Origin of the sequence: Mycoplasmopsis equigenitalium, from assembly GCF_024498255.1 — a bacterium.
Taxonomy (GTDB): Bacteria; Bacillota_I; Bacilli_A; order Mycoplasmatales; family Metamycoplasmataceae; genus Mycoplasma_H; species Mycoplasma_H equigenitalium.
The window spans coordinates 61,237-86,100 of sequence record NZ_CP101808.1 but is presented as its reverse complement, the minus strand read 5'-3'; the positions used below and the strand labels follow the sequence as shown (position 1 = coordinate 86,100).

Below are 24,864 nucleotides of genomic sequence, written 5' to 3'. Positions count from 1 at the left end.
CCAGCTCGGCTACTAAAAACCTGCAAATCCGTACAATCATCAGGTTGGATAAGGAATAACATTTACTTTTGCGTATGAGCAAATTACTAGCACCATTAAACCAATTAAGATAAATGATACTAAATAATCTTGTCACAAGTAAGTCATTTTTCTGTATCTTGTCCGTTTTTGATAAGGATTATAACCCCTTGTTTCCATTGCATTCGCCAAGTCTTCCGCTTTAGTAAAACTTGTCACAAATAAAGGAATAACAAGTGTAATCATTGATTTTGCTTTTTCTTTAAATTTACCGTGTTTAAAATCAACTCCCCGTGATGCTTGTGCTTTCATAATTCTTAAAGTTTCATCAAGTAAGGTTGGAATAAAACGTAAGGCAATTGAAATAATCATCGAAATAATTTGGGTTGGAATAAAAAATATCTTAAGTGGGAACATTAATTTTTCAAGCGCAACAGTTAACATAATTGGTTTTGTTGTATTAGTTAAAATTGTCGTTGCTAAAATCATGATGTAAATTCTAATAATGATTGAAATAGTTTTAAGCACTGCGAATGTTGAAAACGTAAAAGTTCCTTCGTGTCAAACATGCTTATGAACAGTAGCGTTTGCATAAAGACCACCACTAAAACGTTCATAATACTCTAGAGTTTTTGTTGTTTGATCTGATGGTTTGTAATGCATTAAGTAAAAATTAATAAATAAAACAATTAAACCAATAAAAATTGGAGTAATTCACATTTTCAAAAGTGGCAAAACTTTTTTGGTTGAAATGATGTTCATTGCCACAAGCGGAATTAATAAAATTCCGAAAACAAAAAAGTTTTGTGTTAAAAATGCTAAAACAATATAAACAATGTTAAGTACAATTTTTAACATTGGGTTCATGCCATGAACTAACGAATTACCTGGAATGTAACGTCCGAAACTACTTTTCATGTCCGCCCCTTTTCGCCATATGTGTATTTAAAAAATCGATTAATTCTTTTTCGTCGACTACGCGTGGCACTTTTAGGCCGCGCGCTTCTAGCTTGCTAACAAACTCAAGAATACGTGGTGGCTGCATATTGTTCTCATACAAGAATTTGGTATCTTTAAGTAATTCATAAGTATCACCATCATAAACGATTTTACCCTTATTAAACATTACGGTACGTTTTGTGTGTTCAAGAATATTATCTAGGTCGTGGGTAATCATAATAATTGTTTTACCTTTTTGGTTCAATTTGTCAAAAATATTTAAAATATCAATAACTCCGGCCGGATCCAATCCTGCGGTTGGTTCGTCGAAAATCAATACCTCAGGTTCGATTGCTAAAATTCCCGCTAGTGCAACACGACGTTTTTGACCACCACTAAGCCCAAACGGACTACGATTTCAAAACTCTTCCGGCATCCCGACCATTTCTAGATAGGTCTTAGCCTTAGCATTTGCCTCTTCTTTGCTAGCACCAAAAGCACGAGCTCCAAAGGCCACGTCTTTTAAAACTGTTTCTTCGAAAAGTTGATATTCCGCAAATTGAAACACAACTCCGACTCTCTTTCTAATTTGTTTAATTTTCTTGAATCTTCTATTTTTAGCAGCATCAAAAACAATGTTTTCAACATATCAATACTCTTCGTGACGATTTCTTCAATCTTTAATATCGTATTTTTTAGCCTTGCGTTTTGAAAACTTGCCTTGAGCATTAAATCTTCACTCAATAATTCCTTTATCAGGCGTTGAAAGTGCATTGAGATGTTCAACAAAAGTAGTCTTCCCGCTTCCGGTAGGACCAATAATTCCAATATATTCACCTTGTTTTACACTAAAAGATGCATCTTGAACTGCCGTGTGTTCGAGAAGTGATTTTTTATTAAAAATCTTAGTTAGCTTATTAACTTTTATTTGCATAGTGCCTCAATCAATTCTTCCTCTTTATAAGTAGGATCAATGCCTTCAATTTGTGAAGATAAACGATAAATAAAAGGTGAATCAATTTTCGCTTCTTCAACAACAGCTTTGTTTTTAAGAATATCAACTGGATGACCACTAGCAATTAATTTTCCATGCGAGAAAACCAAGCAATAATCTGCTTTAATGGCTTCTTCCATATCGTGTGTAATCGAAATTAATGTCTTATTTTCTTTAGTTTGAATATCTTTAATTAAGGCTAAAACTTCTTTTTTTCCTTTTGGATCTAACATCGATGTTACTTCATCAAAAATTACTATTTTAGGATCTAAAGCTAGAACACTAGCAATAGCAACACGTTGTTTTTGTCCCCCAGAAAGGTTTTGGGGCTCGTATTGCAAATATGATTCCATATCAACCTTTTTAACTAAACGTAAAATTGTTTCACGCATTTCTTCGCGTGAAATTTGTTTATTTTCCAAACCAAAAGCAATGTCGTCTTCAACGCTGGCACCAATAAATTGGTTATCAGGGTTTTGAAAAACGATTCCAATTTTTTGTCTTATTTCGGATAAAGTTTCTTTTGAAATCGTTATACCATCAAGGGTAATAGTTCCGGATTCAGGTTTGAAAAGCCCAACCAAACATCTTGAAAGTGTACTTTTACCACTACCATTATGTCCCATAATGGCAACATATTTTCCTTCTGGAATGTGAAAGCTAACATCGTTTAAAGCATATTCTGAATTTTGTGAATATTTAAATTTTAGGTTTTTTACAGTAATCATTATGTAAAATATTATATATAAGATTTAACAATTTAGAGAAGGAATAAAATGAAATTTATCTACGCCAAAGCCGTCGTTAAAAGCGACCGCGTCAGAGACTTTTTAAGGATTGCTGATGGCCTTGTTATCAGCTCTCGAAAAGAAGACGGAAACAAAAGTTACAACCTTATCAAAATCGATGAAAATACCTTTGCGTTTATTGAAATTTGAAAATCACAAGAAGCAATTAATAGCCATGTTAAAGAAACAGCATTTCTTGAAGGAATCGAAGCACTTAAAGATGTGTTAGTAGATGGCGAACTAGAAATTACAGTTAATGAAATTATTAAATAAAAATCTTGCCAGCGCAAGATTTTTTATTAAAGTTTATCCAAACCTTTAATTAAAATAAAAGGGTCAACACTCACTCAGCTTATAGCCTCAAATAATCATGCGTCCCCGCCTGTAATGAAAATTTGATGTGTTTTTTTGTATTTTTCAAGCATTCCTAATACTCCAGATTTAAATAGCTGGACAGTACCAAAAACAACCGCGTTAAGTGTATTTAGTGAATACACTTTTTTAACAATATTCTTTATAATTTCAACGTTTGTTACTGAATTTTGTAATAAATTGTTCGCTAACATTAGAGTACGAAATAGGCCTGGAATAATTAGTATTTTACTTACACCAAACATATTATTTTCGTATTTGTCAACATAAGTAATTGTTACAAATGTACCCATACTTACAATTATGCTTGGTTTAAAGTTTTTAGTGTCTAGCGCTTTGATTGAGGCAATAATATCTGCTCCTGCCTTATCATTTGTACCTTGAACATAAAGAGTATCTTCTTGAACGGGTACTTTAACAACAAATTTACTTGCTAGCAATTTGGTTAATTCTTGGTGCTTAAAGTTAACATTAATCAAATAAATTACATAGTTTAATTTCAAACTTGTATGTTTTAAAATTCTTTCAAAAAGATCTTTGCTTGTATCTTCTTCTTTAACAAGGTAACGCTCTAATAATGAAATTTCACTTGTTTTATTAAAAATTTTTAAGTAGGTATTCCCTAAATCAACATATAACTTTTTCATATTTAATCCTCATTTTTATTAGATTAATTTTACATCTTATCCAAGTAACTTTTATTGTATTTTTTTATATTAAACAATAAAAAATTATTTCTATATAATTATCTAGTTATGAGCGAAACGAACTTAGGAAAATACATTAGAGATATCAAAGACTTTCCAAAAAAAGGAATCCTTTTTAAAGATATCTCGCCACTATTAGCTAATGGCGAAGCCTTAAAAACAACAATTGACAAAATGGCAGTTTGAGCACAAGATGCTGATGTAATTGTTGGACCAGATGCTAGAGGTTTTTTATTTGGCACACCAGTTGCTTACAAACTTGGAAAACCATTTGTTATGGTTCGTAAACCAAATAAATTACCTGGTGAAGTTGTTGGTGTAGACTATGAACTTGAATATGGAACAAATAAATTAGAGCTACAAAAAGACTTTATTAAAAAAGGTCAAACCGTTGTTATTGTCGATGATGTACTTGCTACAGGCGGAACCACCAAAGCAATTATTAAACTTTTAAGAAATCAAGGAGCAATTGTTAAAAAAGTTATTTTACTAATGGAACTTGTTGCTTTAAAAGGTCGTGAACTTCTTGAAAACGAGGGGGTTGAAGTTCAAACGATTCTTAAATATTAAAAAACCACGCTTGTGGTTTTTTATTTAACTTTTCTAAAAATTCTAGTTCAATCAAACTTGCTTTGTGTCCTAATAGTAAAGTAAGTTCTTAAATATGAAGCGTTAGCAATCATTCCTAGATACATAAAGTATGTGAGTACATAAATAAAAACGCTAAGATATAACAATGTTCCAATTATTCCATACTTTCCATAATCAAATAATGATGAAATAAATCCGAAAATAATAGTAAATAAAATCATTGGCACAGACGCAATAATAACTCCAGGGATGATTTGTTTTCACTTGAGTTTAAATGTTGGCGACATTTTAAAAAGTAAAAGAATTCCCAAGAACAATGTACCTATAACCCAAAAACTTAGGAAAATATACGACCACACAAGCTTAAAGGATGATAAGTTTTTGCCTAGATGAAACAACTTAATTGTTATTAGATAAGTAAGTGCGGATAAATAGATGAAAATCGTGATACTTCCAACAATCAAAATTCCTTTAAAACGATTGGTAATAATATTACCCATATTCTTGTGTTTATAAATATAATTCTGAGTAAAAATAAGATTTGAGAAACCGCTGGACCCTAAAAATAATGAAGAGGCAAAAATAATGGCAAAGGCACTAATATTCGAAATCTTGTTACCAATAAAGCTTGTGCCTTCAATAGTTTTTTCAATTCCAGGAATAATTCTTCCTAAAACATTTTCCTTAAAACTTTCAGCTAGATCAGTATTTGTCAAATAAAGCAATCCGAACACCATTGAAATAATTGGTACAAACGCCACTAAAAAATGAAACGAAGTTGAGCTTGGGATAAATTTAAATTCTTTTGAAGATATTTGGGAATAAGTTGTATTAATTAATTCTTTGTTTTTATTTTTGTTAAGTTTACGCTTCTTAGGAATCGAAACTAACAAAATAACTTTAATAAAAAATTTAATAACTGTTTCGAGTAAGGTTTTGTGTTTAGGTTTGGGAAAAGAAATTTTATCACTAAAACTTGAACGAAGAATTTCTCTTTGTTCCTCCTTAAGTCTTAATTTTTCATTTCTTTTTAACAAACTTAAACTAATCATCACTAAGTCTCCCTATTATTATTTTATTAGAAACAACAGGGTTTGCTTTGGCTTTGGTAATTTTCATTAACTGCCCGCTAATTTGACGAATTACCCGTTCAGGATTTTCTTTGTATTGTATTTTTAATTCTGGAGTAATAATAGAATCAATAATTTTTGTTAATTCTTTTTCATCAGACAACTGCATTAAATCGTTTTCTTTAATTAAATCAAAAACGGTTTTGCTAGCATTAACAAGTAAGGGAACAAGGGTTTTAAGTTGTTTCCCTGAAATTACACCTTTATCGATAAATTCAAGACATTCCTTTATTTTTTCTTGATTTATCCCAATTTCTGTTACGTGTTTATTGACCGAATTTGCGTACGCTACAAATTCATTAAATAAAATTTTCGACTTTTTATCAAGGTCGTTATATTCAATTCCATCAAAAAAATCTGCTAACTTATAGTCATTTAATAAACGTGTTAAGTAAATATCATTAATGTTATGTTTACGATATCTATCTTCTTTTTCTCAAGGTAATTCCGCTAATTTAATACCATCAACAAATTTGTTTTCTAGCTTAATGCTTGGAATATTTGGTTCACGGAAATATTTATAATCAATTGCTCCTGTTTTTTTACGCATAGAAATATTAGTTTGAGTTGCTTCATCAAATCTTTTTGTTTCTTGTTCAATCTTTATATTTCCAAGCAACTTTTTAGTTTGAATTGCTATTTCATTTTCAATTGCTTTTTTAATGTTAGAAATCGTATTAATATTTTTAATTTCTACTTTTGTTCCAAAAAGTTGACTACCTAAAGGACGAAGTGATAAATTAACATCTGCACGAAGCGAACCTTGTTCCATTCTGGCATCAGAAATATTTTGCGAAAGCGCAATTTGCCGAATTGTTTCAACATACTTAGCTGCCACATCCGCACTATGAATTACTGGTCTTGTAACAATTTCGATTAACGGAATTCCGGCACGGTTATAATCGATAAATGTATCTTCTTCATAATGGTGTTGGCGCGCCGTATCTTCTTCAAGATGAATTCTTTCAATTTCAACAAGATGTTCTTTACCATTAACATTAATTTTTAATGCCCCATTTTTACCGATGGGGTGAAATTGTTGTGTAATTTGAAAACCTTTGGGCAAATCTGGGTAAAAGTAATTTTTACGATCAAAACGAAGTAAATGGTCTATTTCCATTTTTAATGCCTTGGCTAGTTTAATACCAGATACAACTGCTTCTTTATTTAATAATGGTAAGGTACCTGGGTAAGCGATATCAATAGGAGTTACCTTAGTGTTTGGATCGGCATTGAAATCAATGAGTGCACCAGAAAACATTTTAGTTTTTGTATTTAACTCGAGGTGAATTTCAATTCCAATAATAGTTTCGAATTGCATTATTTACCTCCTTCAAAATTAATAACTTTTTCTATAAAAAGTGCATAACTAAGTAGTTTCTCATCATTATATAATTTACTATCAATTGCCAAACTAAAAGGTAAGTTATTATGTTTGCCAAAGGGTATTGTAAGCGAAGGATTACCAATTAAATTTGCGCCTGTTAAAATCCAGTCAACAAATGTCACTAATTTCTCACTGTCAAATTTTGGTGCGATTCCATTTGAAGCGGGATAAATAACTAAATCATAATTTTCTAAATATTTATTCATATAATCTTTATAAATTCGTCTAACTTTAGCTGCACGTAAAAATAAATCTTTTTGGTTTTCTTCTTTTAAAAATAATGAGCCAAGCGTAAGACGTCTTTGCACCATTTTACCAAACCCGGATTTACGTGTTTGTTTATATGTATCTTGTCACTCATTTTGTTCTTTTCGATTACCAAAAGCTATTCCATTTAAATTAGCTAAATTACTACTTGCCTCTGAATAAGAAATAATGTCATAAACTGCTTTAATTGAGTTTGCAATATTTGTATCAAATTCAACAAAATCCAGTGAAATTTGTTGATATTTTAGTTTTCTTGTTAAATCATTTAATGCGTCTTTTACGTATGGAACAAGATGACTGCGAAAATCTAAAACTGCAATCTTTTTGGGCTTTAATAATTTAACTTTATCTACCTTAACAACACGATTTGTCATATCGTTTCCCGTTACCTTGAAAAGCACTTTTGAAATGGTTGCTATATCACTTACATCGTGAGCAAAATATGACACAGTGTCAAGGCTTGAAGCATAAGGAAACATCCCGTATCTTGACACGGCTCCATATGATGGTTTATAACCAACTTTACCAACAAATGAAGCAGGTAATCTAACACTATCGCCTGTATCACTACCTAATGCAAAACCAATATTCTTTGTTAGTGTTGCAGCACTTCCACACGAAGAGCCCCCTACATAACGAGTAGAATCTAATGGGTTTTTAACAATACCAAAAGCACTAAAGGTACCAGTTCCACCAAGTGCTAGTTCATCATTGTGCACTTTAGCGACTGGAGTTGCGCCTGCTTCAATCAATAAACGAACACAATCGGCTGTATACCCTGGTTCAAAATTTTCCAAAATTTTGCTCGATGCTTGAGTTTTTTCAAAATCTGTTGCAAACACGTCTTTGATTGTAAAAATGGTATTTTCCAAAATTCCCTTGTGTGAATTTTTATAATTTAAAACTGCCATAACTGCGTTGTTGTTGTCATTTTTTAGCTCTTTCAAAGCCTTTTTAATATCACCTTTTACTAACATTATTTAACCACCTTTTTAACAACTACATAGTCTTTATTTTTGCGGTTTGCATTTTTTAAGATTGTTTCTTTACTCAAATAATTATCAGTTTCTACATCTTCTCTCATCAATAAAATGGGCGACTCATCAACCAAAAACATTGGCTCGACATTTTCGACATTCATCGACTTGATAAGATCGAAATGAGCTTTAATTCCTGCGAACTCTTTGATAATACTTTCCACAACATCATCATCAACATCAATTAAAAGATCGCTGGCGATCGCTTTTAATGTTTTAGCATCTATTTTAGTCATTTTTACCTCACCATTCAGGATTAGAAATTATCCTCTTGTCATTTAAATATTTTAAACTTAAATTTTCTAAATTAAACTTTAGTATATGGCAGTGCAAGTATAAACGCGAACGCATTTTACCACCATATTTTCGATCACCTAAAATCGGATCTTTTAGATGTGACATAAGCACTCGAATTTGATGTTTTTTACCAGTAATAATTTGAGCAAAATTTTTGTCTTTTTCGCTTCAAAGAACTGTTTTTGCTTCTTGTGCTTCTGGGTGATTAGAAACAATCATTTTTTGCTGCTTTTCATCTTTGATCATTCCTAAAACATATGTCTTTTTATAATAAGTTTTCTCTGACTTAAAGGTGTAAATTTTATCAATATGATGCACTTCTTCATTAAGTACTACAAGTGTTTTATAGTTTTTCGCATACATAATCAAACCAGTTGTTTCCTTATCGAGACGACCAACATGACTTGGTGCAAACGAGTCTTCCTGATTATAATGCAAATATGTTTTAACCGCATCATCAAGACTATTACCTTGTCCGTGCACTGCTAAATTCTTTGGTTTATTAATAATTAAAATGTTGTTGTCTTCATACACAACATCGATTCTAATTTTAAAATTGTTGTAGTTATCAAAACTTACGTTTTCATTAAGATAAATCTCAACAACATCGTCAGTATTAATTTTCACTCTAGGGTCACTAACTCTTTTACCATTAACCTTAATATCTTTATTTCTTAAGGTTTTATAAATTAAACTGGGGGGCAAATTTGTAAAATATTTGCTAATAAATTTGAAAATTGTCCTTCCATTATCATTGTTTGATGCTATAATTTTTGTCATGTGCTAATTATAATAAATAATATTAGATAGTATTCTATAAGATATAATTATTCACAGATTAAATTATCAATATGCACCCTTAGCTCAGCCGGTAGAGCAGTGGACTCTTAATCCATGGGTCACAGGTTCGAACCCTGTAGGGTGTACCATATCATTAATTTGACCAGAAAGGAAGCAATGTTCGCAATATTTAAAATGACAAGTAAAAAATATCGATTCTATATGTTTGTGTCGATAATATTTACTGCCATTAATGTGTTGCTTGCGTTGCTTTTTTCACGACTAAACGCCTCGTTTATTCCTCTTTTATTAAGTGATAAGCAAGTAACACAAATCAAAATTGACTTTTTAACTTTTGCAGTAAGTGGTCGATCGCATGCCATCTGACTACTATCGGGATTGATCTTAGCAAATACAATTTTAGGTTTTATGTGCACAATTTTTTCAATTGTTTATTCAGCAAAATCATTCTCTAACATTACAAGAGAATTACGTAGTATTATCTTTGCTAAAATTCAAAAAATGCCAATTCAAGACATTGACAATATTACAGTTGGTGCATTAATGACACGTGTCACAAGTGATGCAATGATGGTAGGAATGATTGTTCAAACTGTTTCTAGAACACTTGTAACCGCACCTATAATGTTAATTGGTGCCTGCGCTCTTGCACTAGTTGTTAACATAGAAATGTCATTCTTTTTAGCAATATTAATTCCAATAATTTTTGGAGTAGTATTAATTATCACTTTTACTACTCGTCCACTTATTAGAAAACGTCGTCAATCTGTGGATATCATCAATAATGAAAGCCGTGAAAACATTCTTGGAGTAAGAGTTGTAAAATCATATAATCTAGAAAACAAAAAACGTGAAAATTACAACAAAAGTGTTGAAAAATGAACGAAATTATCAATTCGCATTAATAGTGTTTTTTGAGTAATTTTCCCTGTTGTTTGATTCACTATTAATATGTTAGTCTCTGGAATTTTAATATATGGCGGAAACAAAGTTTTAGACCCAAACAAAGAAATGGATGCTAAGTATCTAGAATCGATGGTTGTTTTTATTGACTTTATGATTCTTATTGCTTTTTCAATTCTTCAACTTTCACAAATCATTTTCATTACAATTCGAGGTCAAGTTGCTTCTAAACGGATTAACGATGTCTTAAACTCAAAAAATGCTTTTGATGATGTTGTTAGTGACAAAATCATCAAAAACCCAAGTATCGAATTCAAAAATGTTACATTCAAATACCATGATGTTCACAATGAAATTCCATCATCAGAAAATGTGCTTGAAAATGTAAGTTTTAAAATTAAACCATACCAAACCCTTGGGATTGTTGGAAACTCGGGAAGCGGTAAGAGTACAATTGCTAACCTACTAGTCAGAAACTTCTTGCCCGACCAAGGTCAAATTTTAATTGATAATATGGACATTAATGAAATTGATACAAAAAATCTTAACGCCAATATCTCAATGACTTTTCAAGACGCTGTTTTAAATAGTGGAACCATTAAAGAAAACTTACTTTTTGCCAACGAACACGCAACACAACAAGAAATAGAAATAGCAACTAAAGCAGCTATGGCTCACTCATTTATTGATAAATTTGAAGATAAATATAATCACGAAATTGTTCAGAGAGGAAAAAACCTTTCTGGAGGACAAAAGCAAAGAATTTCAATTGCTCGTTCACTTCTTAAAAAATCAAAAATTCTTATTCTCGACGACTCTACTTCCGCACTTGATGCACTTACTGAAAAAGCAGTAAAAAGCAACATTAGAGACAATTACAAATTAACAACAATTATTATTTCGCAAAAAATTTCTGCCGTTCGAGATTGCGACAATATCATCGTGCTTGATAACGCTAAAGTTGTAGCCAGTGGAACTCACACACAGTTACTACAATCTTCACCAGAGTATCAAACCATTGTTAAAGAACAGCAAGGAGGTGTATAATGCCGCCTAAAAAAACAATTATGGATAAACCAAAAAACCTCAAACAAACAACTTTTAAAATTGTTAAAGAGATCGCAAAAGACAAAGTTAAATTTCCGCTTGTGGTATTTCTTGCTTTATTAAGAGCTATTTGCTTTACATGCGGGGCTTGATTCACTGGTGTAATTATCGACCAATTCTTAACACCAGATCTAGCGGCAGGACCTACCGATGGCGATCGATTTAAAAAATTAATTGAAGGACCAAATTCGTTTTTTATTTCTGTAGGAATTTTAATTTTAATTACTATTGTCTACATTACCGTTAGCGCAGTTCAGCTAATGATTACAATTAAACTAACTAATGTTTCAATTATGAATATTCGGAAAAGGGCCTTCCATAACATTCAAAAAATGCATATTGATTATTTTGACACTAATAAAAGTGGAGAATTAATTTCAAGACTAAATAATGATGTTGAAATGTTTGAAGTTGGACTTACAAACATTCTTATTGAGTTCTTCACATCAGTATTTAACTTATTTTTCTCACTTGTATTTATGATGTTAATCTCACCAACCTTAACACTTATTACAGTTGTAATTTTCTACATTTTCTTATCAACATCACTCATATTACTTAAAAAAATGCGTAAAATTTACGCGCAAAGACAAAAGAAATTTGGTGAGCTTAACGCATACATTGAAGAAATGATTTCTAATAAAAAGATTATTGCAAGTTTCAACCAGTACGATAAAGTTGTCAAAGATTTTAATAAAATTAATGGCGCTTTGGCAAAACAAAATTATTGAGGTTACACTTACAACTCGTTACTCCAACCAAACTATGACTTTGCAGTAAAAATAGCAATTGCAATTTCCCTTTGTTTAGTTATGATATTTCATCGCTTCAACACGCCATCATTTGGAATGAGGGCATGAAGCGCGGGCTCAACCATTGCGTTTGTTAACTTGATGTGAAATTTTGGTGGAACATCATTTGATATGTTAATGCAAGTTGGGAACTACATTATGGGGGTTTCTGCCGCTGAACGGGTTTATGAATTGTATGATTTAAAAACACCACAATATACCAAAGATTATGTAAAATTACCAGACGATTTAAAAGCATCAATTGAATTCAAAAACGTCTACTTTAGATACGATAAAACTTCTAATAATTTCCAAGTAAAAGACATTAGTTTTAAAATCGATGCCGGAAAAACAGTTGCCCTTGTAGGACCTACGGGCGCAGGCAAAACAACAATTATCAATTTATTAACAAAATTCTACGAAATCGAACGTGAAACATTAAATATTAATGGTGAAAAAATTGTTCCTGGTGATATTTATATTAATGGTATTCCATACAACAAAATTAATTCTAAAGATTTAAGAAATCACATGTCGATTGTTTTACAAGATACCTTTATTTTTAAAGATACAATTAAAAACAATATTAGCGTTTCAGATCACGAAGCAACCGATCAAGATATTATCGAAGCCGCTAAAATTGCTAACATCCACGATAAAATCGACCGTTTAGTTAATAAATACGACACCATCATTAGTGAGGACAGCAGTATATTTTCTAAGGGTGAAAAACAATTATTAGATATTAGCCGGGTTGTTTTATCGAACAATAATATCGTTGTCTTTGACGAAGCAACATCAAACCTCGATACAATTACTGAAAAGAAAGTGTATGCAGCAATGGATGGTTTTAGAAAAGGAAAAACATCTTTTGTTATTGCTCATCGTCTTTCAACAATCGCTGATGCTGATTTAATTCTTGTAGTAAATGATGGCCAAATCATCGAATCTGGAAATCATAAACAATTACTTAAATTGGATGGTTTTTACGCCAATATGTATAATACTCAAATGAATAAAAATAAAGAACAGTAATTCTGCTCTTTTCTTTATAATTCAAGGTTTTTTATTGATAAATAACTTTTTTTGTATTTAAAAAATAGGTTGTTTTTTCGAAAATGTAATTTTGATATATTTGTATAAAAAAAACGCCGTTTGGCGTTTTTTGCGTCTATAAGCCGTGTTCTGTACCCTTGCGGGCGCTAATAATTTATCTGAAGTTTCCTTCCTGGTCCTTACTTCATTTTGCTCGGACCAGTTCCCCTACCAAAATTTGGGTTTCTAGCTTGCGGAGTTTACCGCGTTTCACTTTTCTCGTCTCTGTGGCACTAGTCGTCTAGGCTTAACTTTATTAGAGTTAACACAATCACTACCATCATCGCAGATGGTGCTAGCACGGACTTTCCTCTACTTTCATAGCTATTAGCCGACGCCTTTACTATTATAAATCAATTAAAAATAATAAAATAGTTTTTTTTAAGTCGAAATTTCGTTTCAGAATACATATATAAGTATGAAGAAAGTTATTTATATTATTTTAACCCTACTCGCATTCTGCGCGATCGGTGCTGTAGGTTATTTTACGGTCGGCAAAAACGAAAACATTAAAAAGACTAAAGAAGAAAAACAGAACATTGAAATTATTATAAAAGGTGCGGTTGAACGACCTAATATGTATTTAGTCAAAAAAGGCACATCGCTTCGAGAGGTATTATTTATGGCCAAGTTAAGAATTGATGCTGATCTTAGTCAAATTAATATGAACACGGTTTTAGCTAGCGACCAAACCATTGTGGTCCCATTTAAAAATGAGTCCATTGAAAAAATACATATTAAGGACTATATACAAATTGAACAATTAACAAAACATAAAATACCTAAAAGGATTGCACAAAGTATTCTAGATCTAAAAAATAACAAAACAAAAATTACATGAGAAGATATTGACAATTTACATGGTGTTGGCAGCGCTTATTTAGAAAAATTGAAGTCTATCTTGATCTTAGATTTCTAATTATTGCCGCACTTATTGCACCAATTGGGTTGATTTGCTTTGTTAAAATTAATGATGATATTAGGTGATTCTGACTAATTATTTTAATATTGTCGTTTTGTATTTCTGCACTCAACCGCTATGCTTTTAGTTTTTGTATTCTGTTGCTTTTGATTTTTGGTCTTGTTCTGTATATCGATTCGAAATATGTGATTGAAGTTATTAAAAACACCACTGGTAAGATTACTAAAATTAATCAGAAAAGTTACGAAATCACAAACAATCACGGAACATATTTCGTTATTGGAGAAACGTCTTTCTCGCTTGGTTCTATTGTTCATGTAGAAGGAAAAGCAACCGATCTTAACGATAGCTCTTTTATAAATTACTTAAAATCTCGACATGTTATTGGCGTTATTAAACAAACAAACCATAAATTTATAAGCAGCACGTTTTCGTTAAAAAATCATATTTACAATTACGTTAATTCGAAAAGTAATTTATACTCAGATTACACAAATATTTTTATTCTTGGAAAAATAACAAATCTTGATTTACGTGAAAAATTTTTACAATTAAATATAGTACATTTGTTTGTAATTTCAGGCTTTCATATTTACTACATAAATAAAATATTATGTAAACTTTTAAAGTTCAAAAATAAAGACTATATATCGCTTCTAATTATTTTCGCGTACCTTTGATTGATAGATTTTCAAATACCTGCAAGCAAAACTTTTTTAATACTTTTGCTAACGAAAATAAACGAAAATTTTTGAAAGCAAAAATTGTCTAAAACGGTGATTTTTTTAGTTGTAGTTAATTTATTTTTACTTTATGAAGTTAATAGTGTATACTCATTAAGTTTTATCTTAACATTCTTATTTTCATTTTTCATAAATTTAATAAATTCAGTAAAAATTAAAGAAAAACGTTGAAAAATAGTCTTTTTCTGGTTGTGAATAAATGTTGTTTCTATCACACTTAATTTGTATCTTAACAATTCAATTTCCTTGTTTATGATTATCTATAATCTTATTTATACAATTATTATTTCGCTTGTATATCCGGTTCTATTTTTAACGTGATGAATCGTTCCGTTTGCTGAAGGAATTTATATATTCTTTAACAACTCCATTAATGTATTCAATAACTTTAACTTAATATTAAAAATCAACCAAATTAACATATGGTTGATTTACATACTTTTTAGTTTTTATTCAGTTAATTTATTAGTTCTTATATACTGAACTAATAAACCAAAATACTTCGCGTATTTATATATCTAGAAAATACCACCAGCACCTGAAAGTTGCGATGGATCAAAAGTTCCACCTTTGATTGACTTAGAAATTGATTTTACTTTACTTGCCATTTGTTCATATTCACTTAAAAGTAAATTAAATTCTTGTCTCGAACGACCACTTCCTTTAATTACTCGGTTTTTCCGACTTGCATCTTTCAACAGTTTAGGGTTTTTGCGTTCGGCCGCAGTCATACTGCTAATTAAAATTTCATACACATAAGATTTCTTTTCAGCGGCATTAATCTTGTCTTGTGAAATTTTATTTGCACCAGGAATCATTTGTAAGATCTTAGAAAGTTTTCCCATCTTTTTCATTTGTTGCAAATTTTCTAAAAGATCATTTAATGTAAACTGACCGGTAACAAAGCGATTCATCATTTTGTTAGCTTTTTTCTCATCAATTACATCTTGCGCTTGTTCAATTAATGAAAGAACATCCCCCATACCAAGAATTCTTTCCGCCATTCTTTCCGGATAAAATAAATCAATATTTGAAATGTTTTCGCCAGTACCAATAAATTTAATTGGTAATTTTAAAAGTTCACGAATACTTAGAGCCGCACCACCACGAGCATCGCCATCAAGTTTAGTAATAATTGATGAAGTCAATTTTAAACGATCGTGAAATGTTTGCGCTACATTAACAATATCTTGTCCCGACATTGCATCAGCAACAAAAATAATTTCGTCTGGCTTAATTGCTTTTTTAATTTCAACAAGTTCATTCATTAACTTTTCATCGATCGATAAACGACCCGCTGTATCAACAATAATCATATCGTGGTTGTTTGCTTTAGCCTTCTTAAGACCATTTTTAACAATTCCAACAATATCTTCTTTCACACCTTCTTCATAATAATCAATCGATACATTTTTAGCAAGTGTAACAAGTTGCTCTATCGCTGCTGGCCGATAAACATCGGCTGCGATTAAAATTGGTTTTTCTACAAGTTTTTTCTTACGGTGAAAAAACGCTAGCTTTGCAGCGGTTGTAGTCTTACCACTACCTTGTAGACCAACCATCATAATAATATGTGGTTTATGTTCAATATTAATTTTTTGTGGTGTTTTACCTAAAACATCAACAAGTTCATCTTTAACAATTTTAATAAATTGTTGTGATGCATTTAGTGAGGAATGAATATTAGCATTAATTGCTTTTTCACGAACGTTTTTTACAAACTTCTTTACTATCGATAAATTAACATCGGCTTCTAGTAATGAAAGTTTAATTTCTCGTGAAACTTCAACAATATCTTCTTCACTAATGAGTGTTTTTTTAGCAATCTTGTTAATTGATTTGGTAATACGGTTAGCTAAAAAATTAAACATCACTCTCCTTCTAATTATTCAATTTCCATATTAAATGATAATTTGCAAAGATTATATCTTTCTTTTTTATTTTCTTCTTTAACAAAAAATTCTTTAGCAAACTCTTTTACTTGGTTTGACGCACCAAATGGGAAAACAGTATTATATTTTTCATTCATCACTGCCATTTCTTCTAAAAAGGCATCGCGAGCAATAATCGATGCTACCGCAACCGATAATTCTTTGTCTTCAGCTTTGTGTGCTAAAAGAAGTGGTGATTTGAAAGGTTTTAGATTAGCAAAATTATTTGTTATCAAGTGTTTATTAAAATACTCTTTTGTTTTATCTAAATTTGTAAATTGATCCATAAAATAAAAGTCCGCTTTTCCTAAATGATATCTTGCCATTATTTGTGTCACTGTATTTGCAGTTTTAATATGTGCAAACGCTTTTAGTTCGTTAGCGTTATTGTATTTTGTCATTGTGTTGTAGCCTTTTGGGCTTAATTTGTAAACAAATGAACGAACCAATTTCTTAAGTTCTGGTGCAATCGCACGTATTTTTGCGTCACTTAACTTTTTCGAATCCTTAACTCCGAGTTCGATAACTTTATCGTAGTTTTCAAGTGGAATAAAAACCGAACAGCTAACAAGCGGCCCAAAATAGTCTCCTACTCCAACTTCATCGATTCCAATAATCTTTTTGTCTTTTAAATCAATATCTGTTTCATCAAATAAAATAAATTCCATTTCCATAATTACTCCCCTAGTTCTTTTTCAGCTCATTTTCTTTTAATCTCAGCTGATTTTTCTTTTTCTGATTCTGGATTGTCTAAAAACTTGTTAATGTAATAGCCAACTCCACCTTCTTTGTTCGTTTTTGATAACTTAACAGTTGCCTTTGAACGAACGATTCGTGACGCATTTTTCATCGCTACTGAAACACCGCTCACTTCGAACATTGAAACATCGTTAAACCCGTCACCAATAGTAATTGAATTTTCAATTTTAATATCATAAAATCTAAGTAATAGTGAGATAACGCGGCCTTTATTAACTGCAACATTAGTGATATCAAACACTGGTGTTAGTCCGTCGCCTTTTGATCAATATGAGAACTCTGCTAAATCACCATATTTTGCTTTTAAATACTTTCTTAAATTTTCAACATCTGTTGTTGGTTTGACATCAAACACAATCCCTGTTGGTTTAAGTGGTAATTTTTCAAAGTTAAGCCCTTCAACAAACTTTACAGCATCTTTGAACCCAAAAACTCGTTCTAAATCATGATCGCGTTTTTGTAATTGTACCCAGCCTGGTCCTTCGATAGCAATATTTGAAACTTGTTCTTTTACAATCGGATCTCCTAAAATGTAAAGCATTTCATTCAAATCAAGATACTCGATATATGGGATAAACATATCATCGCTTGGATTATGAATGTGAGCACCATTATAGTTGGCAACAACAGTATCTAGTCCAAGTTTATTGTAAATTGGTTTTGTACTTCTTCATGGACGACCCGTAATTAAACAAACAACGTGGCCTTCATTTGTGGCACGAACAATTGCTTCCTTCGCAAGTGGATGAATAATATTTTCGGCACTATTTTCTAAAAGCGTTCCGTCAATATCTATACAAAATAAATATCTTTCTTTAGTTTTTTTCATGTAACTCCTTAAATGTTAAATTGTTCAATTCTAATAATCTTTTTGTTATCAAGCGTTAAGATCGCATAACCTGCCTTCGTTCCCATTCGTGGGTAACTGCATGAACCAGGATTTAGAATTCCTTTGTTATTTCTAATCGAATGTAAAGGCACGTGAGTATGACCGGTTAATAGAATGTCAACATTTATTTTTTCAAGATGATTAAACATAAAATCAACGTCCATTAATTGTGTATATGAACCGATGCGGTGCCCGTGTTCTATTCTAATTTTTAATCCTTCGATTTCAATTTCATAGTCAGCAGCATGATAGTCAAAATCGTTGTTACCAACTACAAAAAAATCAAAGTGTTCTTTCATAAAATCATAGCCTACTTCGTAGTCTCCAGTACAAATCGCTACATCATATTTTGCTCTTGATACAATGTCTTCAACAACACCGTAATTTCCATGAATATCGCTTACGACTAATATTTTAATCATGCAAAAATTATATATAATAATGACCTTTTTACATATATATATTTATATATATAAGAAAAGTACTTTTTTCTACTAGATTTACAAACACTAAAAAAAACATGTTTTTACACACAAAATTAAGCGTTTTTCAATATTTTTTACTGGTTTTTATTGAAAACATAAAAAATATTGTTTTCCAAAAATGGTAAACAAACATTATGTTGTAAAAATAGTAAAATTTATAAGTATGTTAAATATTGTTTTATACCAACCCGAAATATCACCTAATACTGGTAATATCATTCGCACATGTTTTGCGCTACATGCTAAATTACACATTATCAAACCCATAGCGTTTGAGCTTTTGCCTAAATATTTAAAGCGTCCGGCGGCGGGGCATTTGCTCTCAGATATCGAACATGAAATTCACAACAGTTACAGTGATTTTGAGCAAAAATATGGACAAAAAAATATATTCTATATTACTCGTTATGGACTAAAAACTTATTCAGATACTAATTTTAAAAAAGAGTGAAAAAGGGGAAATGATTTATTTGTAATGTTCGGCAGAGAATCGACTGGAATTGATAAATGAATACTCAAAAAAAATATTAAAAAATGCTTACGGATTCCAATGTATGCAAAAAACAGAAGCATTAATTTAGCAAACTCTGTTTGTGTAATTGGGTATGAAATTATGCGTCAACTAGACTTCCCTGATTTATCAAAATTTGAAGTACAAAAATCAAAGGATTATTTATTAAAAAATGACTAAAAATGAAATTAAATATTTAAAAAAATTAAACCTCAAAAAATATCGTTACGAAGAAAATAAATTTATCATCGAGGGAATTGACGCAATAAATGAAGCGAAATCACAAAACATAAAACTAAAAATATACTCTAGTAATCCACAAAACAAACCTGATGTTTTAATAACTAACGAGGAAATAAATCAAATTTTAAATTCTAAAACTCCTCAAGATATCTTCGCTCTTTGCGAAATGTTAAAGCCAAAAGAAATAAGCGGTTTAACAATCGTGCTAGATAATATTCAAGATCCCGGTAATTTAGGAACCATTATTCGCAACTGTGTTGCATTTGGTGTTACCAACATCATTATTAACGGAGTTGATCTTTATAACGATAAAACGCTTCGCGCAAGTAAAGGGAGTATTTTTAAAATCAATATTACCCAAACTAAAGACCTAGAAAGCTTCTTATTAAAATTAAAGCGAACTCATAAAATTGTCGGTACTTTATTAGACAAATCCGCTAAAGACATTAAAGAACTAAAAAATGAAAATTACTGCATCGTGTTTGGAAATGAAGCTAATGGAATATCGCCAAGTATAATTAAATTATTGGATGAAAAGTATTACATCCCAATTAAATTTGAAAGTTTAAACGTCGCAATTGCCAATGCAATTGTCTTGTATGAATTAAAAAGAGGAAAAGATGCAAAAAAAGTTTAAAAGAGATATTGCTGGGTATTACATTCCCGAAGTTGATGAATATATTCAAAAACTTGCTTCTGAATTAGAAGCATTAAAAGAAAAAAATGAAAAATTAAAAGAAATAAATATTGTTTTGGAAGGCGAGGTTAAAGCAAAAAATAACCGTATTTCCAAACTAGAAAACGAGTTATTAAAAGCGGAGATTAAGATAAATGGAACACAGCAAGACAACGATTAATTGATTCCCGGGCCATATGGCCAAATCAAAAAGAGAGATCGAAGAAATAGCCTCGATCTCTGATTTGATAATCGTTGTACTAGATGCAAGAATTCCAAATAAAACTTATAACAAGGATTTTGACAGTTTATTAAAAAACAAAAATGTACTTTATATTTTGTCTAAAAATGATTTAAAAGATCTTAATAAAGATGAGGACTATAAAAATTTACTTTTAGACAAAAGCAATATGTTTTTAAATTTAAAATCTAATAGTGACCGCACTAAATTATTAAGTAAAATAAAATTTTTAACTAAGCAAAAAGCCGAAGCGATGAAGGTAAAAGGATTAATTAAATATAATGCAAAAGTCTTTGTTATTGGAATGCCAAACGTTGGTAAATCAACTTTAATTAATTTACTTTTAGGAAAAAACAAACTTAAATCCGAAAATTATCCCGGTGTAACAAGAAAATTAAATTGAGCAAATATTGATAATATTCACTTACTCGATACGCCAGGAATTATGCCAATGAAAATTGAAAACGATTTAGATGGGTTTTTATTAATTTTCTTTCAAATTATTAAAGAATCTATTGTTCCACAAAAACTGTTTTTTGTTAATCTAATTACTGAACTATACAAACTTTACCCACATTATTTTGTCGAGTTCGAATTTGAAAAATGTCTAACACACACAGATGTTGATTATGAATTAAATAAATATTGTAAAAAAAACAAACTTACCGAACAACAAGCGATGACAAGAATCATTAATTCATTACGAAAAAAACGTTATTCAATTTTTTAAAACAGTTAAAAATGCTGGCTTTACCAGCATTTTTTATTTAACAAAATTTAAATTATTTTCAGTAAATTTCTTTTTTTAACATTGAAAAATATCTTTTCTTGTTTTTGGAAAATTACAGCTCATCTGTAAGTTCGACAAGTTTTTTAGCAATTCCTTTTTCACGTCATGTGTGTCCGGCACCATCAATTATAAACAATCTTGAATTTGGTAATTTTTTGTGTAACAAATATGCCTGAATTGGTAAACAATCCATATCAAGCTGTCCGTGAACTATATCAACAGGAATATGGCTAATTTTATCAATATTATTCAAAATAAAATTGTCGTCATTTAGAAATAATTTATTAATAAAATAGTGATTTTCTATTCTTGCTATTGGCAACAATTCTTTTGGATCAACATCTTTTTTTGCTTTAATTCGTTTGACAGAAATTAGCGCCATTTCTCATTGTGCTCAATGTTGTGCCGCTTTTAATGCGATTGCTTCGTCTTCATGATTTAAAAGCTTGTTGTACGCTGTTACTAGATCGTTTCTTTCACTAGGGTTAATAATAGAAATATATTTTTCAAAATCAATTGGATAAAATTTTGAAGCACCTTCTTGGCTTAATCAGTGGGTATCTTCTTGACGCCCTAAATATACCCCGCGCAAAATTATTTTATGAACATTTTGAGGATAATGAATTGCATATAGCAATGAAAGAGTTGTGCCTCAAGAACCGCCAAAAAGACTAATTTTATCCAACTTTAAATGAATTCTTAATTTCTCTATATCACGAATTAAATCATGCGTTGTGTTTTCTTTAATCTCGGCAAAGGGAGTAGACATCCCGCATCCTCTTTGGTCATAAACAATTATTTTGAATTTTTGAGGGTTAAACATTCTGCGATTATCGGGTCCAGAGCCTCCGCCTGGACCTCCGTGAATATGAAAAATAGGAATACCATCTGGGTTACCACTAATTTCATAATAAATTGTATGTAAATTTGAAACTTTTAAATATCCTGTTTCATAAGGTTCTATTTTTTTGTAAATATATTTTTGATGCATAGCATTATTATATCCTTCAAAAACAACCATTATCTTAATTTAGAATAAAAAAAATACGCGAATAAATGCGTATTTATTAATTTTATTTGTTATTTAGCGTCGCTGTTATTATTATTTTTATTATCAGAATTGTTGTTATCGTTATCGTATTTGTGACCACTTAAAATCATAATCAATGCAATAAACTGAAGAAGAGGGATAAAGAACCCAACAATCATTAAAATTTGTTCTGTTTCTCTAACTTTAACGGTTATCATAATACTTAAAACAAATGAAGCAAAACCTAATCCAAGAAATAATAATAATGCTAACACTCCTGTTGCTGGCAACCCTGTACTATTTCCCGATGCTGCTGCAACAACAACTAAAACAATTAACAATATAAATGCGACTGGAATTAACAAAATATTTGTTAATGCTAATTTTTTAATTTTTGACATAATAATTTACTTTCCTTTCTAATGCCTTCAATATAAATCATTCTTATTTTATCTTATTTTTCTCATATAAACATAAATTATTGCTACAAATAAGAAGATATTAATCTGTACTTTACTTAGTTACTTGCTTTATTATTTTATTGCAAGCGCAATCTATTCTATGTATTTTTAAAAATTGTGCTTATTTTATAAATAATGCCTTTTTTGTATAATTTCATAGTAAATTATATGTTTTTAAACAACAAAGGAGGATTTTATAGAAACAACAACAGACGACTTTATCCTAGTAAAAAGTCTGTCTAAAAAAATGAAGGGAAAATTATTTTTTGATAATGTATCTTTTAGGGTTAAAACGAATAAAATAAATCTCTTACTAGGACAAAACGGAGCGGGTAAAACAACATTAATAAATATTATTTCAAATTCTGACACAAATTACAAAGGCGAAATTTTATTCCCAAACGAAATAAACCAAAATAATAAATCTATTTTATACTTTCGAACTCATTTAAAATTTCCTTTTCATTTAAAATTATTTAAATTGATTAAGTTGTTTGTCGAATCATTTGGTAGCAAAAATATCAGCGATAACGAAATAACACAAAAGGCAAAAGATTTTGATTTAGAAGATAAATTAAATTCGTTCCCAAGTTTATTTTCTTCTGGTGAAAAAAGAAAAGTTATTCTCTTGCTATCTGAATTATGTTCACCAAAATTATTAATCTTAGATGAACCAGAAGCAAACCTCGACTACACATCAAGAATAAAGATGTATGAAAAACTTAAAGACTTCGTAGAACAAGGTATGACAATTTTATTGTCAACACATATGGTTTCAGAAATTGAACCGTATGCTGATTATGCGATTTTCATTAAAAGAGGTAAGGGAGTTATAGCTGAAGGATATTCGAATAATAAGTTTAAATTTAAGGATTTTTATAATGAACACATCGCAGAAATTAAAGATAGAACAAAAAATAAAAAATAACTTTTCGATTTTTAAACTCTACTTTAAAACGATCCTAAACTTTTTTATAAAGAATTCACTGTTTTGAATAATATACATAACTTTACTTTTGCTTTCATTAACCAGCTTTTTATTTATTAGAAGTGATATTTATATAAAGCAGTCGTGGTGAAACTATTATCTAAGTTTTGCTTTGAGTGTTATGGTTTTATTTTTTCTTAACTATCAAATCTTTATTTATCCAAGAAGTTCGGATATCGAATCACAAATTAGAATAAGAGCTAAAAAATTCTCAGGTTACTACTTAACCCAAATATCGGTTATATTAATATTTTTTAATATTTTTACATTCTTCAACTCTCTTATTCAATTTATCTTGTTTTCTTTGATGTTCGATTCAATTGTTGGTATAAAAATCTTCTTTTCAAATTATTTTGTTTTGCTATTCATATTTTTAACAGTTCAATCAGTGTTTTCATTATTGTTAATCTTGATCAAAAATGATAAATTAAAAACAATATTATTACTCTTTCTCGCTATGGCTTTTAGTGTTAGTGTATCTATAAAAAAGATAATAAACACAGAACAAAACAATATTACTAGCATCAAAGAAAATATGTTGATCGCAAAACAGTATGATTCAAACGAAAATAACTATGATATGTTTTTGGTAACAAAAAACGAAAATGAACAGCCTACAAATATATTAAATGAAAGTTTATTGGATTCAATTTTTCAAAATTCGACACTTATTGTTATTAATTCAATAAAAAACAACAGTTTTGATTGAATTGATGTTGCGAAATATCCCAACTCAGTAATTAATTTAAGCTTTAATGAAAAGATAATCGATAAAAATAACTTAAATGAATTATATTTATTTAACTACGAAGATAAAAACTTATCATTTGAAAATGAAACAATACTAGGTCGTTTATTATCTCTTTATAACAAATACAAAAAACTTAACTTTAATCAGCTTTCGCAAGAATTAGAGAAAAAAAATGAATTCTTGGAACCAATTCAACAAACTTAATTCTAGAATTGTGCGG

27 protein-coding genes, 1 tRNA gene and 1 other RNA gene are annotated in these 24,864 nt (G+C 30.2%); 13 read left to right on the top strand and 16 right to left on the bottom strand.

From position 1 onward, the window contains the following. Nucleotides 1-12: 12 nt before the first annotated feature. The 3 genes from NPA09_RS00340 to NPA09_RS00330 are packed head-to-tail and all read right to left on the bottom strand — an operon-like array spanning nucleotide 13 to nucleotide 2,679. The gene (locus tag NPA09_RS00340; RefSeq protein WP_129722520.1) at nucleotides 13-936 is read right to left on the bottom strand and encodes an energy-coupling factor transporter transmembrane component T family protein; all 924 of its coding nucleotides are present in this window, start codon (nucleotides 934-936) and stop codon (nucleotides 13-15) included. Further along, nucleotides 926-1,891 carry an ATP-binding cassette domain-containing protein gene (locus NPA09_RS00335; protein ID WP_129722523.1) on the bottom strand — a complete coding sequence of 322 codons (966 nt, stop codon included), beginning with the start codon at nucleotides 1,889-1,891 and terminating at the stop codon, nucleotides 926-928. The genes NPA09_RS00340 and NPA09_RS00335 overlap by 11 nt, the downstream gene beginning before the upstream one ends. Continuing rightward, entirely contained in the window at nucleotides 1,882-2,679 is a 798-nt protein-coding gene (locus NPA09_RS00330; protein ID WP_129722526.1) for an energy-coupling factor transporter ATPase, read from the bottom strand. Before NPA09_RS00330 ends, NPA09_RS00335 begins: the two co-directional genes overlap by 10 nt. Nucleotides 2,680-2,727: 48 nt before the next feature. Between NPA09_RS00330 and NPA09_RS00325 the strand changes: the two genes are divergently transcribed. Beyond that, a complete protein-coding gene (locus NPA09_RS00325; RefSeq protein ID WP_129722529.1) occupies nucleotides 2,728-3,012 on the top strand; it encodes a putative quinol monooxygenase in 285 nt (94 codons plus the stop codon). Between the two features lie 26 nt (nucleotides 3,013-3,038). Here NPA09_RS00325 and NPA09_RS00320 read toward each other — a convergent pair whose 3' ends face one another. Further along, nucleotides 3,039-3,758: a type III pantothenate kinase gene (locus tag NPA09_RS00320; RefSeq protein WP_129722532.1), complete on the bottom strand. Its 720-nt coding sequence runs from the start codon at nucleotides 3,756-3,758 to the stop codon at nucleotides 3,039-3,041. A gap of 108 nt (nucleotides 3,759-3,866) precedes the next feature. Between NPA09_RS00320 and NPA09_RS00315 the strand changes: the two genes are divergently transcribed. Further along, entirely contained in the window at nucleotides 3,867-4,388 is a 522-nt protein-coding gene (locus tag NPA09_RS00315; protein WP_129722534.1) for an adenine phosphoribosyltransferase, read from the top strand. A 20-nt stretch (nucleotides 4,389-4,408) separates the two neighbouring features. On the opposite strand, the gene NPA09_RS00310 is transcribed toward NPA09_RS00315, so the two are convergent. The 5 genes from NPA09_RS00310 to NPA09_RS00290 are packed head-to-tail and all read right to left on the bottom strand — an operon-like array spanning nucleotide 4,409 to nucleotide 9,307. Beyond that, nucleotides 4,409-5,461 (bottom strand): YihY/virulence factor BrkB family protein, encoded by a 1,053-nt coding sequence (locus NPA09_RS00310; RefSeq protein WP_129722537.1) that lies wholly within the window; start codon nucleotides 5,459-5,461, stop codon nucleotides 4,409-4,411. Further along, complete coding sequence (gene gatB, locus NPA09_RS00305; RefSeq protein WP_129722540.1) at nucleotides 5,454-6,863, bottom strand: Asp-tRNA(Asn)/Glu-tRNA(Gln) amidotransferase subunit GatB; 1,410 nt, start codon at nucleotides 6,861-6,863, stop codon at nucleotides 5,454-5,456. The genes NPA09_RS00310 and gatB overlap by 8 nt, the downstream gene beginning before the upstream one ends. After that, on the bottom strand, nucleotides 6,860-8,170 hold the full coding sequence (locus tag NPA09_RS00300) for an amidase family protein (protein WP_129722543.1): 1,311 nt from the start codon (nucleotides 8,168-8,170) through the stop codon (nucleotides 6,860-6,862). The genes gatB and NPA09_RS00300 overlap by 4 nt, the downstream gene beginning before the upstream one ends. Further along, nucleotides 8,170-8,466, bottom strand: a complete 297-nt coding sequence (locus tag NPA09_RS00295; RefSeq protein WP_129722546.1) for an Asp-tRNA(Asn)/Glu-tRNA(Gln) amidotransferase subunit GatC — start codon at nucleotides 8,464-8,466, stop codon at nucleotides 8,170-8,172. The genes NPA09_RS00300 and NPA09_RS00295 overlap by 1 nt, the downstream gene beginning before the upstream one ends. Beyond that, nucleotides 8,459-9,307 carry a pseudouridine synthase gene (locus NPA09_RS00290; RefSeq protein ID WP_129722549.1) on the bottom strand — a complete coding sequence of 283 codons (849 nt, stop codon included), beginning with the start codon at nucleotides 9,305-9,307 and terminating at the stop codon, nucleotides 8,459-8,461. Before NPA09_RS00290 ends, NPA09_RS00295 begins: the two co-directional genes overlap by 8 nt. Nucleotides 9,308-9,380: 73 nt before the next feature. On the opposite strand from NPA09_RS00290, the gene NPA09_RS00285 reads away from it, so the two are divergent. The 3 genes from NPA09_RS00285 (at nucleotide 9,381) to NPA09_RS00275 (ending at nucleotide 13,164) form a co-directional block, all read left to right on the top strand. Next, nucleotides 9,381-9,456, top strand: a tRNA-Lys gene (locus tag NPA09_RS00285). A 28-nt stretch (nucleotides 9,457-9,484) separates the two neighbouring features. After that, the gene (locus NPA09_RS00280) at nucleotides 9,485-11,278 is read left to right on the top strand and encodes an ABC transporter ATP-binding protein (RefSeq protein WP_165036248.1); all 1,794 of its coding nucleotides are present in this window, start codon (nucleotides 9,485-9,487) and stop codon (nucleotides 11,276-11,278) included. Continuing rightward, nucleotides 11,278-13,164, top strand: coding sequence for an ABC transporter ATP-binding protein (locus tag NPA09_RS00275; RefSeq protein WP_129722555.1), 1,887 nt, complete (start codon nucleotides 11,278-11,280; stop codon nucleotides 13,162-13,164). The genes NPA09_RS00280 and NPA09_RS00275 overlap by 1 nt, the downstream gene beginning before the upstream one ends. Before the next feature lie 134 nt (nucleotides 13,165-13,298). On the opposite strand, the gene rnpB is transcribed toward NPA09_RS00275, so the two are convergent. Next, nucleotides 13,299-13,563: RNase P RNA component class B (rnpB, locus tag NPA09_RS00270), an RNA gene on the bottom strand. A 79-nt stretch (nucleotides 13,564-13,642) separates the two neighbouring features. Between rnpB and NPA09_RS00265 the strand changes: the two genes are divergently transcribed. Both NPA09_RS00265 and NPA09_RS03585 read left to right on the top strand, forming a co-directional pair. Then, the gene (locus NPA09_RS00265; protein ID WP_129722558.1) at nucleotides 13,643-14,143 is read left to right on the top strand and encodes an MAG0490 family ComEA-like DNA-binding protein; all 501 of its coding nucleotides are present in this window, start codon (nucleotides 13,643-13,645) and stop codon (nucleotides 14,141-14,143) included. After that, nucleotides 14,062-15,411: an MAG0480 family ComEC-like protein gene (locus tag NPA09_RS03585; RefSeq protein WP_416906706.1), complete on the top strand. Its 1,350-nt coding sequence runs from the start codon at nucleotides 14,062-14,064 to the stop codon at nucleotides 15,409-15,411. Before NPA09_RS00265 ends, NPA09_RS03585 begins: the two co-directional genes overlap by 82 nt. Here NPA09_RS03585 and ffh read toward each other — a convergent pair. From ffh to NPA09_RS00245, 4 genes are read right to left on the bottom strand one after another with little or no spacing between them, the layout of a single operon-like run. Continuing rightward, the gene (gene ffh / locus NPA09_RS00260; RefSeq protein WP_129722561.1) at nucleotides 15,408-16,760 is read right to left on the bottom strand and encodes a signal recognition particle protein; all 1,353 of its coding nucleotides are present in this window, start codon (nucleotides 16,758-16,760) and stop codon (nucleotides 15,408-15,410) included. The two genes, NPA09_RS03585 and ffh, sit on opposite strands and share 4 nt — an antisense overlap. Before the next feature lie 14 nt (nucleotides 16,761-16,774). Then, nucleotides 16,775-17,488 (bottom strand): ribonuclease HIII, encoded by a 714-nt coding sequence (locus tag NPA09_RS00255; RefSeq protein ID WP_165036250.1) that lies wholly within the window; start codon nucleotides 17,486-17,488, stop codon nucleotides 16,775-16,777. 8 nt (nucleotides 17,489-17,496) lie between these two features. Continuing rightward, nucleotides 17,497-18,408 (bottom strand): Cof-type HAD-IIB family hydrolase, encoded by a 912-nt coding sequence (locus NPA09_RS00250; protein ID WP_129722568.1) that lies wholly within the window; start codon nucleotides 18,406-18,408, stop codon nucleotides 17,497-17,499. 8 nt (nucleotides 18,409-18,416) lie between these two features. After that, the gene (locus tag NPA09_RS00245) at nucleotides 18,417-18,890 is read right to left on the bottom strand and encodes a metallophosphoesterase family protein (protein ID WP_129722570.1); all 474 of its coding nucleotides are present in this window, start codon (nucleotides 18,888-18,890) and stop codon (nucleotides 18,417-18,419) included. Between the two features lie 226 nt (nucleotides 18,891-19,116). Here NPA09_RS00245 and NPA09_RS00240 point away from each other — a divergent pair, with 226 nt between their 5' ends. The 4 genes from NPA09_RS00240 to NPA09_RS00225 are packed head-to-tail and all read left to right on the top strand — an operon-like array spanning nucleotide 19,117 to nucleotide 21,354. After that, entirely contained in the window at nucleotides 19,117-19,644 is a 528-nt protein-coding gene (locus NPA09_RS00240; protein WP_129722573.1) for a tRNA (cytidine(34)-2'-O)-methyltransferase, read from the top strand. Then, nucleotides 19,637-20,344 (top strand): TrmH family RNA methyltransferase, encoded by a 708-nt coding sequence (locus NPA09_RS00235; protein WP_129722576.1) that lies wholly within the window; start codon nucleotides 19,637-19,639, stop codon nucleotides 20,342-20,344. The genes NPA09_RS00240 and NPA09_RS00235 overlap by 8 nt, the downstream gene beginning before the upstream one ends. Further along, entirely contained in the window at nucleotides 20,328-20,564 is a 237-nt protein-coding gene (locus NPA09_RS00230; RefSeq protein WP_129722579.1) for a DivIVA domain-containing protein, read from the top strand. The genes NPA09_RS00235 and NPA09_RS00230 overlap by 17 nt, the downstream gene beginning before the upstream one ends. Before the next feature lie 16 nt (nucleotides 20,565-20,580). Then, nucleotides 20,581-21,354: a GTPase gene (locus tag NPA09_RS00225; protein ID WP_165036252.1), complete on the top strand. Its 774-nt coding sequence runs from the start codon at nucleotides 20,581-20,583 to the stop codon at nucleotides 21,352-21,354. A gap of 112 nt (nucleotides 21,355-21,466) precedes the next feature. Here NPA09_RS00225 and pip read toward each other — a convergent pair whose 3' ends face one another. Both pip and NPA09_RS00215 read right to left on the bottom strand, forming a co-directional pair. Then, the gene (gene pip / locus NPA09_RS00220) at nucleotides 21,467-22,405 is read right to left on the bottom strand and encodes a prolyl aminopeptidase (RefSeq protein ID WP_129722584.1); all 939 of its coding nucleotides are present in this window, start codon (nucleotides 22,403-22,405) and stop codon (nucleotides 21,467-21,469) included. 89 nt (nucleotides 22,406-22,494) lie between these two features. Then, on the bottom strand, nucleotides 22,495-22,845 hold the full coding sequence (locus tag NPA09_RS00215) for a hypothetical protein (protein WP_129722587.1): 351 nt from the start codon (nucleotides 22,843-22,845) through the stop codon (nucleotides 22,495-22,497). A 307-nt stretch (nucleotides 22,846-23,152) separates the two neighbouring features. Between NPA09_RS00215 and NPA09_RS00210 the strand changes: the two genes are divergently transcribed. After that, complete coding sequence (locus NPA09_RS00210; protein WP_129722590.1) at nucleotides 23,153-23,833, top strand: ATP-binding cassette domain-containing protein; 681 nt, start codon at nucleotides 23,153-23,155, stop codon at nucleotides 23,831-23,833. Between the two features lie 517 nt (nucleotides 23,834-24,350). Further along, a complete protein-coding gene (locus NPA09_RS00205) occupies nucleotides 24,351-24,848 on the top strand; it encodes a hypothetical protein (protein WP_129722593.1) in 498 nt (165 codons plus the stop codon). Nucleotides 24,849-24,864: the final 16 nt, after the last annotated feature.